This window comes from Haloleucobacter ellipsoideus, assembly GCF_052491725.1.
On sequence record NZ_JBQWAR010000020.1, the window covers coordinates 429381 to 447990 of the forward strand.

Consider the following 18610-nt stretch of genomic DNA (forward strand, 5'->3'; position numbering starts at 1 on the left):
GGTTCGGTTCGCGTGGTCGTCTTTGCCGGCGGACCTTATCGGATGATGCGTCACAACGCCATGCAGCATCGCGCTGTACCCCCACCCGCGCACAGGCGGGCAAGGGCCGGCCTCAGCCCGTGGCTGCCCCCTCCCGCAAGGTCCGCAGATGGGTGAGAATGGCGCGCAGGGCCGCAGGCTTCACCGGCTTGTTCAGCAGCATCATGTCTGCCGCATGAGCGGTTTCACGCACCTTGCGGGTGCGGTCCGCGGTGATGAGCACGGCCGGCAGCCGGCCCAGCTTCCAGCGCAGCGCGGTGATGGCATCCGTGCCCAGCCCGTCATCCAGATGATAGTCGATCAGCGCGATATGCGGCATGCACTCCGCCTTGCGCACCTCCTCCAGCGCTGCCGGCACATCCGGCGCGGTCAGCACGCGACAGCCCCAGCCGCTCAGCAGCAGGGCCATGCCCTCCAGTATGGCCGGCTCATTGTCCACCACCAGCACCACCAGCCCATCCAGATGCGATGCGGCGCGCAGGGGCCGGTCCGGCGCATTGCGCTCTTCCGGCACGGGTGCCGCCATGGGCAGGTCCACCGAGAAGGCCGTGCCCCGTCCCTGCACCGAGTGCAGGGAGAGCGGATGCTCCAGCACACGGGAAATACGCTCCACGATCGAAAGCCCCAGCCCCAGCCCCCGCGCCTCCCGCGCACCATGGTCGAGGCGCTGGAATTCCTGGAACACCATGCGCTGCTCGGCCTGCGCGATGCCGATACCGGTATCGTGCACCTCGATCTGGAGCCGCCCGCCACGCCGCCGGCATCCCACCAGGATACGGCCCTGCCGGGTATATTTCACCGCATTGGAAATGAGGTTCTGCAACAGGCGGCGCAGAAGACGCCTGTCCGAGCGCACGGCAAGGGAGCAGGGCATGAAGACGAGATCAAGCTTCTTTGCCCGGGCCAGCGGCTCGAACTCGATCTCAAGCTGCCGGAACACATCGGCAATGCGGAACACGCTCAGTTCCGGGCGCATCACGCCGCTGTCGAGGCGCGAAATATCCAGCAGCGCGCCAAGAATTTCCTCCACCGCCTCCAGCGAGGCATCGACATTTCCGGCAAGGCGCTGCTCCTCCTCGCCCCGGGCACGCTCCACCATGCTGGTCACATAGAGGCGCGCGGCATTGAGCGGCTGGAGAATGTCGTGGCTGGCCGCGGCGAGGAAGCGGGTCTTGGAGACATTGGCCGCCTCCGCCTCGCCCTTGGCGCGGCCCAGCGCCTCATTCAGCCGCTCCAGCGTCTCATTGGCCCGCTCCAGCGCCAGCGCGGCTTCCACCGAAGCGGTGATATCGGTGAATGTCACGGCAATGCCGCCATCCGGCATCGGGTCCGAGCGCGCCTCGATCACCATGCCGCGCCGGGTCAGGCGCTCGGAAAACTCGGGCGAGGGATGGGTATAGCCGTGCAGCCTCTGGGCCAGCGACTGGGCCGGCTCGGATGGCGCGCATTCCAGAATGCGGCCCAGCGGCATGCCCATGGTGTAGCAATAGGCCGGCAGATCCAGCATCGCACCGAACTGCCGGTTCCAGCAGACCAGCTCCAGCTTGCGGTCGAACACCGCGATCCCCTGATGCACATGGTCGATGGCGCTCTGGAGCAGCTCGCGATTGTACTGGATGGCGGCGGAGGCATCATCCAGCAGCTTCAGCGCCGCCTTGGTGGAAACGGTGCGCTTGCGCAGCAGCAGCGAGAGCACCAGCCGTGAGGAGGCCGCCCCGACCGCGGCCGCCAGCAGATGCTCGGCATAGCGCACCGTATCCGCATCCGCCTCGCGATTGGGATCAAAGCTCATCCCCCGCGAGCGGGCGAAGCCGGTGAAGGAAACATGGGTGCGTTCCTCCCCCAGATAGCGCGAGACGGTGGTGACCACCTCCCCCACCGTGACAGCGGACCTCCAGGGCAGGAAAGGCGGGCGGTAGGGCCGCCGGTCATATCCCTGCCCCACGAACAGGTCGGCCTGCACCTGTTCCACCTGGCTCGGCCGGGTGAGCAGGGACACGACGAGCAGCACCAGAATATTGATGGACAGGCTCCACACCACCCCATGGGCGAGCTGGTCCGCCGAGACGCCCAGAAGGGCTGTCGGCCGCAGCCAGATGAGCCCGAAAGGCCCATGATCCACCACCGTGCGCGAGATGAGGCCGCCTTCTGCCAGGCTTGGCAGCATCAGCGTATAGGCCCACACCAGGCTGCCTGAAAGAATGGCCCAGATCGCCGCCCGCGCGGTCGCCCGCCGCCACATGAGCCCGACGGCAAAAGCCGGCCCCACCTGCGCAATGGCGGCAAAGGACAACAGGCCGATCTTGGCCAGCTGCACATCCCCGGTCGCGCTGAAATAGAGATAGGCCAGCAGCAGGATGGAAAAAATGGCGATGCGCCGCACCAGCAGCAGCAGCCCCACCATGTCCTCGCCATGGATATTGTCATCCGCCATTTTTGCGCGCCGGCGCAGCAGAAGCGGCATGACCAGATCATTCGAGATCATGATGGCCAGAGCCACCGTTTCGACGATGACCATGGCGGTGGCCGCCGAGAGCCCGCCAATGAAGGCCAGCAGGGCCAGCACCTCCGCCCCCGCCACCAGCGGCACGGAAAGCACATAGACATCGCTGTCCATGATGTCGTTGGGAAACAGCACCATCCCCGCAAGGGCCAGCGGCACCACGAACAGGTTGATGAGCACCAGATAGAGCGGAAACAGCCAGCGGGCGCGGCGGATTTCCTCCTCGCCCTTGTTCTCCACCACCGCCACATGAAACTGGCGCGGCAGCAGCAGGAAGGCGCTGCCGGACAACAGCGTCATGATGATCCAGTTTTCCAGCGAGATGCCGCTCTGGAAGGGCGTGGTGAGGCCCAGATCACGCGCCGTGCGCCACAATTCCAGCGGGCCGGGAAACAGGATGAAGGTGACGAAGATGCCAACGGCCAGAAAGGCTGCGAGCTTCACCAGGGATTCGGCCGCAACCGCCAGCATCATGCCATCCTGATGCTCGGTGGCATCGGTATGGCGGGTGCCGAACAGCACGGCGAACGCCGCCATGGCGCAGGCCACCAGCAAGGCCAGATCCCCCGCCAGTGCCCAGCGGCTGGCATCTCCGGCAAAATGCCCCAGAACCGCCAGAAGCGAGGCGGAAACGGCCTTCAGCTGCAAGGCGATATAGGGAATGGCTCCGGCAATGGCCACCAGCGCCACCAGCGCCGCAATGCCCTGATGCTTGCCATAGCGGGCGGCGACGAAATCGGCGATCGAGGTGATGTTGTTGGCCTTCGCCAGCCGCACCACACGCAGCAGAAGGGGCGCGCCCAGCACCATCAGTATGGCCGGGCCGACATAGATGGTGAGAAAGTCGAAGCCCTGCGTCGTCGCCAGCCCCACCGAGCCGAAAAAGGTCCATGAGGTGCAATAGACAGCGAGCGAGAGCGAGTAGATCAGCGGGCGCGAGGCCCGGCGGCGCGCTTCCGGCCGTCTGCGGTCACCATAGCTGGCAATGGCGAACAGCAGCCCCAGATACGCCAGTGCGGCGAATATGACGACCGACGTCTGAAGCATGTCCCCCCACCCGACATTCCTGTGGCCGGGTTTGTCCCGGCTTCCCGCTCATGCACCGCCGAACCGGGGCGATGTCGCTCAAGCCCTGCCGCGCTCAGCCCTGCTCCTGCCGCAGCGCCAGCTTCTCCCTGCGCCGCTGCACGGAGGAAGGGATATTCATGCCTTCCCGGTATTTAGCCACCGTGCGGCGGGCAATGTCGATGCCATCCGCCTTCAGCTTCTGCACCAGCGTATCATCGGAAAGCACATCATCCGCGCTTTCCTGATCGATCAGGGTCTTGATGCGGTGGCGCACGGATTCCGCCGAATGCGCCTCCCCGCCGCCCGAGGAGGAAATGGCGGAAGAGAAGAAGAACTTCATCTCCACCACGCCCCGCGGGGTCGCGATATATTTGTTCGAGGTCACGCGCGAGACGGTGGACTCATGCATGCCGATGGCATCCGCCACGGTGCGCAGATTGAGCGGGCGCAGATGGCGCACCCCATGGGCCAGAAACCCGTCCTGCTGGCGCACGATCTCGCTGGCCACCTTCAAAATGGTGCGCGCGCGCTGGTCCAGCGAGCGGGTCAGCCAGCTGGCGCTCTGCATGCATTCGGCCAGAAAGCTCTTTTCCTCGGGCGAGCGGGCGGCCTGCACCACGGTGGCATGGTAGGTCTGGTTCACCAGAACGCGCGGCAGCGTGTCGGAATTCAGCTCCACCCGCCATGTGCCATCCGGCCCCGGACGCACATACACATCCGGCACCAGCGGATGCACCACGCCGGAACCGAAAATCAGGCCCGGCTTGGGGTCCAGACGGCGGATTTCGGCGATCATGTCGGCAATATCGGCCCCGTCCACCCCGCAGACACGCTTGAGGGCGTTGCGGTCATGGCGGGCCAGAAGCTCAAGATTCGCCACCAGCGCCTGCATTGCCGGATCGAACCGGTCCTTTTCCTTCAGCTGGATGGCGAGGCATTCAGCCAGCGAACGCGCACCCACACCGGAAGGCTCGAAGGTCTGGATCAGGTGCAGCACATCCTCCACCTCGGCCCGGCTGGTGGAGAGCTGCTCGGCCACCTGTTCGAGGTCACCGGAAAAATAGCCGGTCTCATCAATGAGACCAATGAGATAGATGCCAATCAGTCGCCGCGCCGGATCAGGCTCGGACACCGCGAGCTGGGCTTCCAGATGGTCCGCCAAAGTGGTTTCTGCGGCCAGAAACGCTTCCGGGTTATAATCCTCTCCCCGCTCGCCGCCGCCCCATTCCATGGTGGAGGCGGACCCGCCCGAAAGGCCGGGCGCAACCGCCGCGCCGGAAGGCGTGTCATCGGGAAAGACATTGCGCAGATCGGTATCCAGCCGGCTTTCCATTTCCGCCCGGCTGGGCTCCATATCGGCGGCCATCCAGTCTTCGGTCGCGGGCGCATCCTGCACGGTTTCGGAAGATGCGGGGCCGGAATCCGCGTCTGCGCTTTCCCCGCCCGAGGCGGCGGATGCCTCAGCCTCCGCGCTTTCCGGTGCGCCATCCTCATTCACCCGCTCCAGCAGCGGGTTGCGCTCCAGCTCGGCCTCCACATAGGCTGTCAGTTCCATGTTGGAGAACTGAAGCAGCTTGATGGCCTGCATGAGCTGGGGCGTCATCACCAGAGACTGGGTCTGGCGAAACTCCAGCTTTGGCGTCATGGCCATGGGTGCGCCTCCCCGGATATCTGAAAGGCGCGGGCCAGTCTCATAGGCGGAACTCCTCGCCCAGATAGAGACGACGCACTTCGGGGCTGGAGACGATGGATTCGGAATCGCCCTCCATCAGCACCGAACCGGAATGGATGATATAGGCGCGGTCGATCAGCCCCAGCGTCTCGCGCACATTATGGTCGGTGATGAGCACGCCGATGCCGCGCGCGGTCAGGTGCCGCACGAGGGACTGGATGTCCCCGACGGCGATCGGGTCAATGCCGGCGAAAGGCTCGTCCAGCAGCATGAAGGCCGGATGGCTGGCCAAGGCGCGGGCGATTTCCACACGCCGCCGCTCACCACCAGAAAGGGCGATGGAGGGGGACTTGCGCACATGGCCGATCTTGAACTCGTCGAGAAGCTCTTCCAGCTCCTCCTTCCGGCGGGCCCGGTCCTTCACCGTCACCTCGAGCACGCCCATGATGTTGTCTTCCACCGAAAGGCCCCGGAAAATCGAGGCTTCCTGCGGCAGATAGCCGATGCCGAGACGCGCGCGGCGATACATCGGCATGCTGGTGACATCATGACCTTCAAGCTCGATGCGTCCGGCATCCGCCTGAACGAGACCGGTCACCATATAGAAGCAGGTCGTCTTGCCGGCGCCATTGGGGCCGAGCAGGCCCACGGCCTCTCCCCGGCGCACATTCATGCTGACATCGCGCACCACCTGCCGGCCGCCATAGGTCTTGGCGAGGCCATAGGTGGCGAGGGATGGGCCGAGCTGGTTTTGCGGCACCGCGCCGCTGCCATTGCCGGATACGAAGGAGGAAGGCGCTGCCCCCCCGGGGGAACCGCCCTGCCCCGGCGCATCGGCCGCAGACATGGCATATGCACGGGCAGCCTGTGCATATGCCGACGCGGCCTGCCGCACCTGTGCGGGCCGTGGGGCCGGCGGCGCGCCTGCCATCTGCGCGGCCTGTGGTGCCGGCCGCGCCTGCGGGGCCCGAACAGAAGCCTCAGGAAGCCGCCCCTTGCCGGTGGCCCTGCCAATCATGGAAAGGACGCTCAACTTTACCTCCAGGCTGGAGCCCCCGAAGTGCTAGATGTAGAACGTCCCTTCACGGGATGCAACGCGCCATGCAATATCCGGGCCGCAACCCGCGCGGAACATGCCCTGAGAACAGATGAGCGGAGCGCCCTGCATGAAGCGCTCCGCCTGTGGCTGCATCATACAGGATACAGCAGGTCCAGTGCCGGTCAGCCCTCGGTGCGGCGCTGCCCCAGCCCCATCTGCCGGGCCAGCGCGGAGCGCGCCAGCGCATAATTGGGCGCCACCATCGGATAATCCGGCGGAAGACCCCATTTTTCCCGATACTGTTCGGGCGTCAGATTGTACTGGGTACGCAGGTGGCGCTTGAGCGACTTGAACTTCTTGCCATCTTCCAGGCAGATGATGAAATCAGGCGTAATCGAGCGCTTGACCGGAACGGCAGGCTTGATCTGCTCGACAATCTGCTCTTCCTCGCCCTGCGCAAGGCGTCCCAGTGCTGCATAGACATCATGAATCAATGCCGGCAGGTCTGGCGCCGCGATTGTATTGTTGCTGACATAGGCAGAGACGATATGCGCCGCCAGTTCCATGTGAATGGTCGTTTCAGCTTCTTCGCTCATGTCACTTTCTTCATATTCTTGAATGAGGCTCCGCCCTGGACTGCAATCCCGCGGATACAGACGATATGGACCGAATGCTGGGAGGCATGCGGGACATACAGGCAGACGCGTCAATCAACGCGACAAGTTCATCTACCCATTAAGTTCCACAGATAACAAAAAGCAAGTACATTTTCAACAACACCCGTACAATTCTTTAAACGCCATGATTTTAACAGTTTGTGCGGGGTGGAGCTTCCGGCCTTCAGCGAAGCAATCATTGTTTCTCCACCATTTTGCGCAAGAATCCACCCTTACCTTGCGGTATAGCCATCGCCTGCCTATCTGCGGGAACATGCCGGCCCGCATGGCGGAACATCTGTTCGCGGAGACACATCATGGCCTCGGATTCACACACACCCCCACCCCCCGCGGGGGAGAAGATTGTCCGCAGTGAAAGCGAATGGCGGGCCTGCCTCACCCCCGAGCAGTTCCGCGTCGCCCGCGAGCAGGGCACGGAACGCGCCTTCACCGGCCCCTACTGGGATGAAAAGCGCGAGGGCACCTATAGCTGCGTGGCCTGCGGCACCCCGCTCTTCAGCTCCCACACCAAGTTTGATTCCGGCACCGGCTGGCCCAGCTTCTTCTCTCCCATCAGCGAGAATGCGCTGGCATTGCATGAGGACGTGTCGCATGGCATGCGGCGCATCGAGGTCTGCTGCGCGCGCTGTGACAGCCATCTGGGCCATGTCTTCCCTGATGGACCGCCCCCTACGGGCCTGCGTTTCTGCATGAATGGCACGGCCCTCTCCTTCGCCCTGGATGACGAAAGCAAAGCATGACCTCTCCTTCAGCCCCCGGCACCGCTGCCCGGTTGCCCGCGCCTCCCGCTCCGGCCGCCCGTCACCCCGTTGTCCGCACGGTGCATGGCATTGCCCTGAGCGATGACTATGGCTGGTTGCGCGCGGAAAACTGGCGCGAGGTGATGCGCGACCCCTCCGCCCTGCCCGGCGAGATCAGGACATGGCTGGAAGCCGAGAATGCTTATGCAGACAGCTTCTTCGCGCCACTGGCCGAGCTGCGCGGCACGCTGGTGAGGGAAATGCGCGGACGCATCCGGGAGGATGACTCCTCCGTGCCCGCCCCCGATGGCGCCTTTGCCTATTACAGCCGCCACCGCGAGGGCGGCCAGCATCCGCTCGCCTGTCGCAAGGCGCTTCCCGATGGCACGGAAGTCATCCTGCTGGATGGTGACCGGGAAGCGGAAGGCAAGAGCTATTTCCATTTCGGCGGCTGGAAACACAGTCATGACCATGCGCGCCTGGCATGGTCTGCCGACAGTTCCGGTGCGGAACTCTATGATATCCGCATCCGTGATCTGTCCACTGGCGCGGATCTGCCGGATACCATTTCCGGCACCACGGGAGACCTGTTGTGGAACAGCGCCGGCACCCGGCTCTATTATATCCGCCGAGATGAAGAGCACCGCCCCTCACAGGTGTTCTGTCATGTGCTGGGCACCGCGCCGGAGAGCGATGTCCTGATCTATGAGGAACAGGACAAGGGCTTCTTCGTCTCGCTGGGGGAGACCCAGTCCCGCGCATTTGGCCTCATCGCCTGTGGCGATCATGAAACATCGGAAGTCCATCTGCTCGATCTGGGTGATGATGACGCCCGCCCGCGTCTCGTCACCCCCCGCACGGTGGGGCTGCGCTATGATGTGGAGCACCACCCGGCCCTGAACGGTGTGGACAGCCTGATCATGCTGACCAATGCGGACGGGGCGGAGGATTTCAAGATCGTCCATACCCCCGTGGCCACACCACAAAAGGCGCACTGGCGCGATCTGGTGCCCCATTTTGCCGGGCGCATGATCCTTTCCAACACCGTCTTTGCCGGCCATATGGTGCGGCTGGAGCGGGAGGGCGGGCTGCCGCGCATCACCATCCGCGCACTGGCGACAGGTGATGAGCATGCCATTTCCTTTGCGGAGGAAGCCTATGCGCTGGGGCTGAACGGGGCCTATCCGTTCGAGACCAGCGAAATCCGCTTCACCTATTCCTCCATGACCACCCCTTCCGAGGTGTGGGCTTATGACATGGCAAGCCGCGCGCGTGCCCTGCTCAAAAGGCAGGAGGTGCCTTCCGGCCATAATCCGGAGGATTACGAGACCCGCCGCATCCTCGCCCCGGCGGGAGATGGTGAAACGGTGCCTGTCTCCCTGCTCTGGCGCAAGGGCACGGTGCTGGATGGGTCCGCCCCGCTGCTGCTCTATGGCTATGGCGCCTATGGCATCACCATTCCGGCCAGCTTCTCCACCAGCCGCCTGTCACTGGTGGATCGCGGCTTCATCTATGCCATCGCCCATATTCGCGGCGGCACGGACAAGGGCTGGCGCTGGTACAAGGACGGCAAGCTGGACAGGAAGACCAACACCTTCACCGATTTCATCGCGGCGGGGGACTATCTGGTCGCGCAGGGCTTCACAAGGCCGGACCGCATCGTCGCCCATGGCGGCTCGGCCGGCGGCATGCTGATGGGGGCGATCGCCAATATGCGGCCGGACCTCTTCGCCGGCATCATTGCCGAAGTGCCCTTTGTGGATGTGCTCGCCACCATGCTGGATGACACGCTCCCCCTCACCCCGCCCGAATGGCCCGAATGGGGCAACCCCATCACCGATGCGGACGCCTTCCGGCGCATCCGCGCCTATTCGCCGGTGGACAATGTGAAGGCCCAGCCCTATCCGGCCATTTTCGCGCTGGCCGGGCTGACAGACCCGCGCGTGACCTATTGGGAGCCCGCCAAGTGGGTGGCGCATCTGCGGGCGGCCAACATGTCTGAAAACCCCATTCTCCTGCGCACCAATATGGATGCGGGCCATGGCGGGGCCTCCGGCCGGTTCGACAGGCTGGATGAAGTCGCCCTCTCCCACGCCTTTGCGCTGGCGACCGTGGGCTTGCAGGACAAGGCTCCGCAACCGGCGGACTGACAAGAAAGCCCCGCCAGATCCTCTCTGGCGGGGTTTGACATTCCGGCGGCCGCCTTCCTCACGCCGCATCATCCAGCAGGGACTGGCCGGGGCGGATACGGGTGAAGATGACCGGCTCGGTTGAAATCTCCACCTGTTCCCCGGCCTGCCGCACCACCGTGTAACGGGAGGTGGCAAGGTCTGATGTTTCGGGGAAGTCCTCGCGGAAATGCGCGCCCCGGCTGTCCTCCCGCGCCAGTGCGGCGGCGCAGATGGCGCGACTCACCTGCACCAGGTTTTCGAGGTTCAGCCGGTCCATCCATGTCATGTTGTAGCGGCGCTCCCCATCTGGCGCGCCCGCCCGGGCGATGGCGGCGGAAAGATCCTCCAGCACCATGGCGGCCCGTTTCAGCCCGTCCGCCGTGCGCAATATGCCGACATCGCTCCACATGGTTTCATAGAGGGCCTCGCGGATGGCGGGCAGCTCGCGCGCATCCCTGCCAAGAGGCGAGAAAGCGCGCGCCATCGCGGCCTCAAGCGCTGCCGGATCGCAATCGGGAAGCGCCCCGCGCCGGTCGATCTCCCGCGCCATGGCCGCGCCGGCGACACCGCCGAACACGGTGGAATTGGCCACCCCATTGCCGCCCAGCCGGTTAGCCCCGTGCACGCCGCCCGTATCCTCGCCAGCCGCATACAGGCGGGGCATGGCGGTGGCGCAGTTCTGGCCAAACACCACGCCGCCCATCATGTAATGGGCGGTGGGAATGACCTCGACCCGGCCGGCGGCAAGATCGAACCCGCAATCGGCGCAGCGCTCCACCATGCCCTTGAAGGTCTTGCGCACATGCTCCACGCCCAGATGCGCCATCTGGATATGGACGCCGCCATTTTCCGTGGCATAGCCATCGCGGATGCGGCGCATGATGGAGCGGCTGACAATGTCGCGGGTGGCGCGCTCGTTGCGCGGATCATACAGATGCATGAACCGCTCTCCCGTGCGGTCCAGAAGCCAGCCACCAGCCCCGCGCAACCCCTCCTCCAGCACCGTGCCGGTCATGCGCGTTCCGGGGCCGGCAAGAAGGCCGGTGGGGTGGAACTGCACCATCTCCATGTCGCGCAGCGGCAGGCCCGCGCGCAGGGCCATGGCCAGCCCATCGCAGGACTTGTCGCCCGAGGGGGTGTGGAACTTGTACATGGTGGGCCCGCCACCGGTGGCCAGCAGCACCGCCCGCGCCTGGACCAGAACCGGTTCCCCGGTGCGCATGTCCAGCATCAGCACCCCGCCGAGGCCGGACCCGTCGGCGGCGGGAATGAGGTCCAGCGCGCGGTGGTCTTCCAGCCGCGCCACATCACGCCGCCACACCTGTTCCGACAGGCGGTTGATGATCTCGATGCCGGTGAGGTCACCCTTGTGGACGGTGCGGTCGAAGGTCTGGCCGGCAAAGGCCTTCTGGTGCACCGAGCCATCCGGGTTGCGATCGAAGAAGCAGCCCAGCTCCGTTTCCAGCTCGCGGATGCGCCGTTGCGCCTCCACCACCAGATTCCAGGCCAGATCCTGATTGTTCAGCCACTTGCCGCCCTCGATGGTATCCATGAAATGGCGCTCCACCGAGTCTCCCGGTGCAAGTGCCACATTGTAGCCGCCCTGCACCATGCGCGTGCAGCCGCACTTGCCCAGAAGGCCCTTCACCGCCACCGTCACATGCAGGTCCGGCGCGGTCTTTTTCGCGTGCAGGGCGGCGAACAGCCCGGCCCCGCCGGAGCCGAGGATGAGAATGTCGGTCTGGCGCCCTGGAATCCTGTTCATGCCAGTGCTCCAATGCTCTTGAGAATGGCATCGCGCCGGGAGGCCACATCCTCCTGCACCTGCGCGTAAAGCGAGCCGCCATGGGCATCCATGCCCACCAGAAGCGGACCGAAATCACGGATACGGAAGCGCCACAGGCATTCGGGCAGCAGATCCTCCATGTCCACATCCTCGATCTGCTCGATCCATGTGGTTTCCAGCGCCGCCGCACCGCCCACAATGGCCAGATAAGCCCCGCCCATCTCATGGAAAGCAGCGGATGTAGCCGGCCCCATGCCGCCCTTGCCAATGATGAGCCGCACCCCCTCACGCGCCATCAGCTTCTGCGTGAAGCGCTCCATGCGCATGGAGGTGGTGGTGCCGATGCAGAAAGGCGTGAAGCCGGCTGGCGCCTCGGGGGATTTCTCCACCCGGTGCACATTGGGCGCGGTGTGGATGACAGCGTGTCCATCCAGATCCATCCGCGTGCGGCGGTCCTTGTCGAACATATGGATGAGGGTGGCATCGCGAATGCCATAAAGGGTGCGCTGGAGCGTCACCGTATCGCCGATGCGCAATGCACGCGCCTTTTCGGCAGTGATGGGCATTTCAAGAACATGATGGGCCATTGGCGTCTCCTGCATGGAGCCTGTCCCGTCCGCTCCCGTGTGCGGAAAGACACTCCATCCCTTTGTCCTGCTTAGTCATTTTCCGCCCCCGGGGGCGGCTGTGTCCGGATCTACTGGAAATCGATGCCGCCCGGCGTGATGGTGGCAACGGCGCGACGGGCCGAATGGCACTGGATATTCACGGCAACCGGGTTCTGGGTGATGTGGGTGGCCGCCACTTCCACATGCACCGCAAAGGCGGTGGAGCGCCCTCCCAGCCCCTGCGGGCCGATGCCCAGCTCGTTCACCGCCCGTGACAGCTCCGCCTCGATCTTCGCGCCTTCCGGATCTGGACAGGTGGTACGCAGCGGGCGGGTGGCGGCAATCTTGGCCAGATGCATGCACAGGTCTGATGTGCCGCCAATGCCCACCCCCACAATGGTGGGCGGGCACACCCGGCCGCCCAGATCGATCACCCTGTCCACCACGAAGCGCTTCACCGCCGTGATGCCGTCAGAGGGCAGCAGCATCTGGAGATAGGAGCCGTTTTCCGAGCCGGACCCCTTGGGGATCATCTCGATGGACACGGTTTCCTCGCGCTCATCGAAATCCACATGGATCACCGGCACGCGAATGCCGCAGGAGGTCTGTTCATTCCTGCGGGTGATCGGATGCACCACGGATGAGCGCAGCGAGTTTTCCCGCGTCGAACGCTCGGCCCCCCGCCTTATCGCCTGTTTCAGGCCCGCACCATCAAAGATGACATTGCGGCCGATGGTGACATTGTAGATGGGAATGCCAGTATCCTGACACAGAATGTTCCGTGTTTTCTCCGCAACCTCAATATTGCGCACCATGGTGCCAAGAATGGCGCGGCCGGTTTCATCCGTCTCGCTCTCCAGCAGGCGGCCGAAACCGGCCTTGATATCCGGCGGCAGGAGCTTCAGCGCGCGCACATAAAGATCCGAGCACACCTTTTCCACTTCATCCAGTTGCAGTTCCATCATCATCTCCTAAACCAGAAGCAGAAGGCCCGATCCCAGGATCATCAGGGACAGCATCTGCCGGAAACGTCTTTCATCCAGCCGGCCATAGATCTTCAGGCCGGCCCAGGCGCCCAGCGCCAGCGGCGGCAGGGACAGGGCAATCAGCAGGTAGGAATCCGGCTCGATGCCGACAAAGCCCACCACAATCAGCGTGAGCACATGGGCAAACAGGATGAAGGGCTGGTACACACCGCGCGCCATCTCCTTCGGCCAGCCGCGCAGCTGGGTCCAGATGGTTGGCAGCACGCCGGAATAGCCGCCAATCCCGCCGAGGATACCGCCCAGAAGCCCCACCCCGGCATTCGCCACCACGCCCCCTCCCGCCACATGCGGCAGGCGCGGGGCAAGCAGGGCATAAAGCGCATAGGCAACAAGCCCCGTGCCCAGCGCCAGTTTCAGGGGCAGCGGGTTCACATGTGTCAGCAGCACCACGCCCAGAGGCACGCCAATCATCGCGCCAAGGAGGAAGGGCGCCAGACGCGGGCCATCAATGGAACGGCGGATCGGCCACACCAGGGCGAAATGCAGGATGCTGCCACAGGCAACGGTCAAGGCTGTCGTCTGGAGCGGATCGAGCGCATGCAGCCAGATGGCGGAAGCGGCAACCGCAAAGGCAAAGCCCGCCCCGCCCCCTGCAAGGGCTCCCACAAAAGCGCCGGCCCACAGCACAGACAAGGTGGCAAGGGATATGCCCAGCATGGCCGCTCACCACAGGTTCAGCAGGAACAGCAGGCCCACGCCGAGACCCGCGGCAATGCAGCCGGCCACCACCGCAGCTGTATTGCCGCGCAGGGAGAACCATTCAATGGCCAGAATGCGCAGCCCCAGCGCCATATGCACGGCCAGCGCACTCACCATGCCCCATTCGGCCAGCTTGACCGGCCAGTACTGGGTGATGGCGAAAAAGCTGTCCAGCCGGTCTGCTCCACCCAGCGCCAGCCCCAGCACGATGAAGTGCATGGGCAGGAAAAGCGCGAGGGCAACACCCGAAAGCCGGTGGAGCAACGCCGCGACAAAGCCCGGCTTGCGGTGCGCCGCGCGAAGCGGGCCGCTCATCTGCGGAAGGGAGACAGGGCGTGTTGTTGTGTTCATGGCAGATACACCGCAAGCGCGGCCCGCAGGCCAAAAACCACGATGAACAGGGCGAAGCCCAGCATCACCACATCCAGCGAGCGCCCGCGCCAATGGCTCCACTCACGAACGACACTGCGCAGGCCGATGGGTGCATGCACAGCGGCCGCCAGCACGAACAGGACATAGAAGGCCAGAAACCAGCCATTTCCCTGCGTGCGTGCCAGAATCTCGCCAGCACTGAGCCCCCCGCGAACCGCATGGATCATGGTGGCCAGATGCACCGCGACCGCCAGCGCCAGCACCACCGCGGAACCGCGCTGGGCGACATAAAGAAGGGGCGTCATGATGCATCTCCCCGCTTTTGCCCCCAGCCCAGAAGGCGCGAGAGCGAGAAGCCGGCATCCGCCGCCGTTGCACGCTTCAGGCCGGCAATGGAAAAGGTGGGTGAAAGACCCTTGGGGCAGAATTCGGTGCAGCTCATATGGCTGTGGCAGGAATGGCAGCCCACATCGCCCGATACCGCCGAAAGGCGTGCCTGCCGGCCCTTGTCGCGCGCGTCATTCACCAATGTCCATGCGCGGTTGAGTGCGGCCGGGCCGAAATAGTCCGGGTTCCAGGCCACAACATCACAGGCGGAGTAACACACGCCGCAATTGATGCATTCAATGCCGGCATCCGCCTCCTGCCGCTCTGCACTGTCTGGCCGTACAGTCGCGAAATCATCCGGGGGATTGGGGCCGGGCTCGAAATAGCCATGCGCATCACGCCACTTCTCGAAGAAGGGCTCCATATCCACCGCCAGATCCTTCACCACGGGCAGATTGCGCAGCGGCTCCAGAACCAGAACATCGTCCTGCGTCACCGCATCCACCCGGGTGCGGCATGTCCAGCGCGGGCGGCCATTCACCACCATGGCGCAGGAGCCGCACATGCCCACCCGGCAGGCGAAACGGTATGACAAGGTGGGGTCCTGACCGCGCTGGATCTCTGTCACCACATCCAGAATGGTCTGGTTGGGCCGGCGCGGCACGGGGAAGTCCTCGAATGCGCCGTCTTCGGGACGATCACCCGCCTTGCCGCGCCAGACGCGGACCAGCAGGGACCGTTCGAGCGGCGCATGCGCCGACCGCTCCACAGGCGTGATCTTGTTCATGGGTGCGTATCCGGTTTGCGCCGGGGAAAATCCCGGGAGCGCATTCAAAATCCGTGACGGTCCTGCCGCCCTGGCTGCGGGCTTGCGCATGCCGCAGGGGGCCGGAGGGGGATGGGCGGCTGCGGGCGACCGGGAGAACGCGCTCCATCACCCATGCCACCCATCCAGATGGTGTCAGCTGCCCGATGCGTCGTGAATATTCTCGAAGAACAGATCCTTCCAGTCATCTGTTTTCGAGGTCACAAGTCCGGCTCGATGCATGTAATCGAGATATTTCAGGACATTTTTCGGTGTCGTGGTCCACTCATTGGCCGGCGCGCGAATGATGTCGGCGGCCTCCTTCGGGTCCATGTTCACCTTCTCTGCCTTGATCCACAGCTCTGCCATGCCCTCGGGATCTTCCCGGATCATGCGATTGGCTTCCTCAAGCGCGGCAATGATGGCTTCCACGGCTTCCGGCTTTTCCCTGGCAAACCTGCTGGTCGCCCACAACACATTGAAGGTGTGCGGCCCGCCAAGAACCTCGTAACTGTCCACCACCTTGCGGGCGCGTGGATCCTTCAGCTCCGCTTCCTGAAAGGGCGAGGAGCCGAAATGGGCGGTGACCTCGGACTTGCCCCCCATCATGGCCAGCTGTGCATCCGGGTGGCCCATGGAGACGGTGAGCTTGTCCAGCCTGTTCTGCTGCCCGGGGCCGAACTCCTTCTCCGCGGCCATCTGCAATGTCACCGCCTGAATGGAGGTCTTCACAGCCGGCACGGCAATCTTGTCCGTGCCCTTGAAGTCCTTCAGCGATTTCACGTCGGGATTGACCGTCACCAGATACAGGGGCATGGCATTGAGAGAGGCGATGCCCTTCACCTGCATGTTGTTGCGCGTGCGCCCCCAGATGGTGAGCATGGGCCCCACACCCCCGCCCGCCACATCCAGATTGCCCGAGAGCAGCGCCTCGTTCATGCCGGAGCCGCCGGTGAAGCGCAGCCACTCGGCTTTCAGCTTCAGCCCGCGCTTGGCGCCCTCCTGCTCGATCAGGCCCTTTTCCTCCATCACCGTCATGGGCAGATAGGAAATGCCGAACTGCTTGGCGAGGCGCACGGTTTGCGTTTCCGCCTGTGCCGGCAAGACAAGGCTGGCCGCGAGCACGGCCGCAGCCGCAAAAGCCGCGTTCTTGAAATATGAACCCATTGGCGTTCTCCCTGAGAGAGCATGCCGGCGTGTTTTCTGCCGGTTCAACGCTCCCGCCTCCAGACCGGAAAACACCCCTCCCTGTTTGACAGGTTTCAAAGAGCGCTCCCCGCGACGTTTTTATGATTGTGTAGCGTCACATTCAGAGTACGCTCTCTGAAACTTGTGTCAATAGTCATAGGTCATATATATGACATTAGATCAAACTCCACGCGTGACGGATCATCCGGTCCGTCTGGAGGCCCGCCCGCTTTACCAGCAGATCCGCGATCTTCTGGTAAAGCGCATCATTGATGGCATCTGGAGGCCCGGCTCATATCTGCCGAGCGAGCAACAGCTCTGTACGGAGCTGGGCGTCTCCATCGGCACGATCCGCAAGGCCATGGAAGACCTTGTTTCACAAGGCATTCTGGAGCGCCAGCATGGGCGGGGCACGCAGGTTGTCGCGCATTCCAGCGCGCAATCGCGCTTCCGCTTCCTGCGCTTCGTGCATGCCGATGGCCGCCCGCTCGATCCGGTTGCCCATTTGCTGCGCCAGTCCGTCCGCAATGCGACGCTGGAGGAGCGCCGGCAGCTTGAACTGGATGCGCATGAGAAGGTTCTGGTGCTGCTGCGCACACGCAGCGAGGCGGGCGAGCCACTCGTCTATGAAAAGGTCATCCTGCCCGCCGAGATGTTTGCACGGCTCGACCTGAAGACGGGAGCGGATATCAGCGAGGAGATATATGTCTTTTACCAGAAGCGCTGTGGCGTCACCATCATGCGGACACAGGACCAGATCGGCCTGGATAGCGCAGATGCCGCCATTGCAGAGGCCCTGGGCACCAAAACCGGCGAACCTGTCCTGCATGTGCGCCGCATCTCGTTCGGCCTTGACGGGCGACGGGTGGAATATCGCCAGAGCTGGAGCGCCAGACTGAAATACCAGACCGAACTGGATTGAGGGTGACCAGTTGAACCGGCCACCCTCTTCACCGCGACATCTGCCGCTTCCGCCTCAGGCGTGCATGCCCCAGCGCTGGATGGTGCGCTTTTCCAGAGTCTGGAAAATCAGGTTTTCCACCACAAGACCGATGATGATGACTGTCAGGAGACCTGCGAACACATTGGGAATATCCAGCATGTTCTTGTTCTCGAAGATGAACCAGCCAAGACCGCCGGAACCGGAAGAGACACCGAACACCAGTTCCGCTGCGATCAGGGTGCGCCATGCGAAGGCCCAGCCGATCTTCAGGCCGGTGAGGATCGAGGGGAACGCGGCCGGGATGAGGATGGTCCAGATAAAGCGCGGGCCGGCAAGCCCATAATTGCGCCCCACCATCTTCAGCGTCTTGCTCACCCCGAGGAAGCCGGAATGGGTGTTGAGCGCAATCGCCCATGTCACCGAATGCACCAGCACGAAAACAAGAGACGCCGTGCCAAGCCCGAACCAGATCAGTGCCAGCGGCAGCAGGGCAATGGCCGGCAGCGGGTTGAACATGGAGGTCATGGTTTCAAGAAAGTCGGTGCCGATGCGTGACGCCATCGCCACCGCTGTCAGGACACCCGCAAGAGCAATGCCGATGGCATAACCGATGAATAGCACCCGCAGGGAGCCCCACGCCCGGTCTGGCAGCACACCGCTCATCACACCATGGAAAAAGGCTGTAATGGTGGCTGTAAACGTGGGAAACAGCAGCTCATTATTGATATACCGGCCATAAGCCTCCCACAACAGGGCCAAGGCCGCCAGAATAAGAAGCTTGCGAACGAAGCCAATATTGTAAACCGTTTCAAAAACAGACAGCGGCTTTTCAACCACCGTGATGCTCTCATTCATATCATCCTTGCGATAGATCTCCGGGCGATCGGCAAGTTCCCGGGTGACAGGGCTGGATGAAGAGGAGGTGGC

At 63.8% G+C, this 18610-nt stretch carries 16 protein-coding genes; 3 read left to right on the forward strand and 13 right to left on the reverse strand.

Annotation, left to right across the window (positions count from 1 at the left end; translation table 11 throughout):
* Nucleotides 1–112 precede the first annotated feature (112 nt).
* The 4 genes from ACT6QG_RS13820 to ACT6QG_RS13835 form a co-directional block, all read right to left on the reverse strand.
* Nucleotides 113–3589, reverse strand: a complete 3477-nt coding sequence (locus ACT6QG_RS13820) for a sensor histidine kinase (protein ID WP_444978143.1) — start codon at nt 3587–3589, stop codon at nt 113–115.
* A gap of 94 nt (nt 3590–3683) precedes the next feature.
* Nucleotides 3684–5261 (reverse strand): RNA polymerase factor sigma-54, encoded by a 1578-nt coding sequence (rpoN, locus tag ACT6QG_RS13825; RefSeq protein WP_444978144.1) that lies wholly within the window; start codon nt 5259–5261, stop codon nt 3684–3686.
* Between the two features lie 40 nt (nt 5262–5301).
* A complete protein-coding gene (lptB, locus tag ACT6QG_RS13830) occupies nt 5302–6300 on the reverse strand; it encodes an LPS export ABC transporter ATP-binding protein (RefSeq protein WP_444978298.1) in 999 nt (332 codons plus the stop codon).
* Nucleotides 6301–6503: 203 nt separating this feature from the next.
* The gene (locus tag ACT6QG_RS13835) at nt 6504–6917 is read right to left on the reverse strand and encodes a Ros/MucR family transcriptional regulator (protein ID WP_444978145.1); all 414 of its coding nucleotides are present in this window, start codon (nt 6915–6917) and stop codon (nt 6504–6506) included.
* 377 nt (nt 6918–7294) lie between these two features.
* Here ACT6QG_RS13835 and msrB point away from each other — a divergent pair, with 377 nt between their 5' ends.
* Nucleotides 7295–7738 (forward strand): peptide-methionine (R)-S-oxide reductase MsrB, encoded by a 444-nt coding sequence (msrB, locus tag ACT6QG_RS13840; protein WP_444978146.1) that lies wholly within the window; start codon nt 7295–7297, stop codon nt 7736–7738.
* Nucleotides 7735–9888: a S9 family peptidase gene (locus ACT6QG_RS13845; RefSeq protein WP_444978147.1), complete on the forward strand. Its 2154-nt coding sequence runs from the start codon at nt 7735–7737 to the stop codon at nt 9886–9888. The genes msrB and ACT6QG_RS13845 overlap by 4 nt, the downstream gene beginning before the upstream one ends.
* 58 nt (nt 9889–9946) lie before the next feature.
* On the opposite strand, the gene ACT6QG_RS13850 is transcribed toward ACT6QG_RS13845, so the two are convergent.
* From ACT6QG_RS13850 to ACT6QG_RS13885, 8 genes are all read right to left on the reverse strand, one after another.
* Nucleotides 9947–11674 carry an L-aspartate oxidase gene (locus tag ACT6QG_RS13850; RefSeq protein WP_444978148.1) on the reverse strand — a complete coding sequence of 576 codons (1728 nt, stop codon included), beginning with the start codon at nt 11672–11674 and terminating at the stop codon, nt 9947–9949.
* Nucleotides 11671–12282, reverse strand: coding sequence for a fumarate hydratase C-terminal domain-containing protein (locus tag ACT6QG_RS13855; protein ID WP_444978149.1), 612 nt, complete (start codon nt 12280–12282; stop codon nt 11671–11673). Before ACT6QG_RS13855 ends, ACT6QG_RS13850 begins: the two co-directional genes overlap by 4 nt.
* Before the next feature lie 110 nt (nt 12283–12392).
* On the reverse strand, nt 12393–13265 hold the full coding sequence (locus tag ACT6QG_RS13860) for a fumarate hydratase (protein WP_444978150.1): 873 nt from the start codon (nt 13263–13265) through the stop codon (nt 12393–12395).
* A 9-nt stretch (nt 13266–13274) separates the two neighbouring features.
* Complete coding sequence (locus ACT6QG_RS13865) at nt 13275–14006, reverse strand: sulfite exporter TauE/SafE family protein (RefSeq protein WP_444978151.1); 732 nt, start codon at nt 14004–14006, stop codon at nt 13275–13277.
* A gap of 6 nt (nt 14007–14012) precedes the next feature.
* Complete coding sequence (locus ACT6QG_RS13870; protein ID WP_444978152.1) at nt 14013–14399, reverse strand: succinate dehydrogenase, cytochrome b556 subunit; 387 nt, start codon at nt 14397–14399, stop codon at nt 14013–14015.
* Nucleotides 14396–14725: a succinate dehydrogenase gene (locus tag ACT6QG_RS13875; RefSeq protein ID WP_444978153.1), complete on the reverse strand. Its 330-nt coding sequence runs from the start codon at nt 14723–14725 to the stop codon at nt 14396–14398. The genes ACT6QG_RS13870 and ACT6QG_RS13875 overlap by 4 nt, the downstream gene beginning before the upstream one ends.
* Complete coding sequence (locus tag ACT6QG_RS13880) at nt 14722–15534, reverse strand: succinate dehydrogenase/fumarate reductase iron-sulfur subunit (protein WP_444978154.1); 813 nt, start codon at nt 15532–15534, stop codon at nt 14722–14724. Before ACT6QG_RS13880 ends, ACT6QG_RS13875 begins: the two co-directional genes overlap by 4 nt.
* A 174-nt stretch (nt 15535–15708) precedes the next feature.
* Entirely contained in the window at nt 15709–16719 is a 1011-nt protein-coding gene (locus tag ACT6QG_RS13885; RefSeq protein ID WP_444978155.1) for an ABC transporter substrate-binding protein, read from the reverse strand.
* Nucleotides 16720–16909: 190 nt separating this feature from the next.
* Between ACT6QG_RS13885 and ACT6QG_RS13890 the strand changes: the two genes are divergently transcribed.
* Nucleotides 16910–17662, forward strand: a complete 753-nt coding sequence (locus ACT6QG_RS13890) for a GntR family transcriptional regulator (protein WP_444978156.1) — start codon at nt 16910–16912, stop codon at nt 17660–17662.
* Nucleotides 17663–17716: 54 nt separating this feature from the next.
* Here ACT6QG_RS13890 and ACT6QG_RS13895 read toward each other — a convergent pair whose 3' ends face one another.
* Nucleotides 17717–18538, reverse strand: coding sequence for an ABC transporter permease (locus ACT6QG_RS13895; protein ID WP_444978299.1), 822 nt, complete (start codon nt 18536–18538; stop codon nt 17717–17719).
* Nucleotides 18539–18610: the final 72 nt, after the last annotated feature.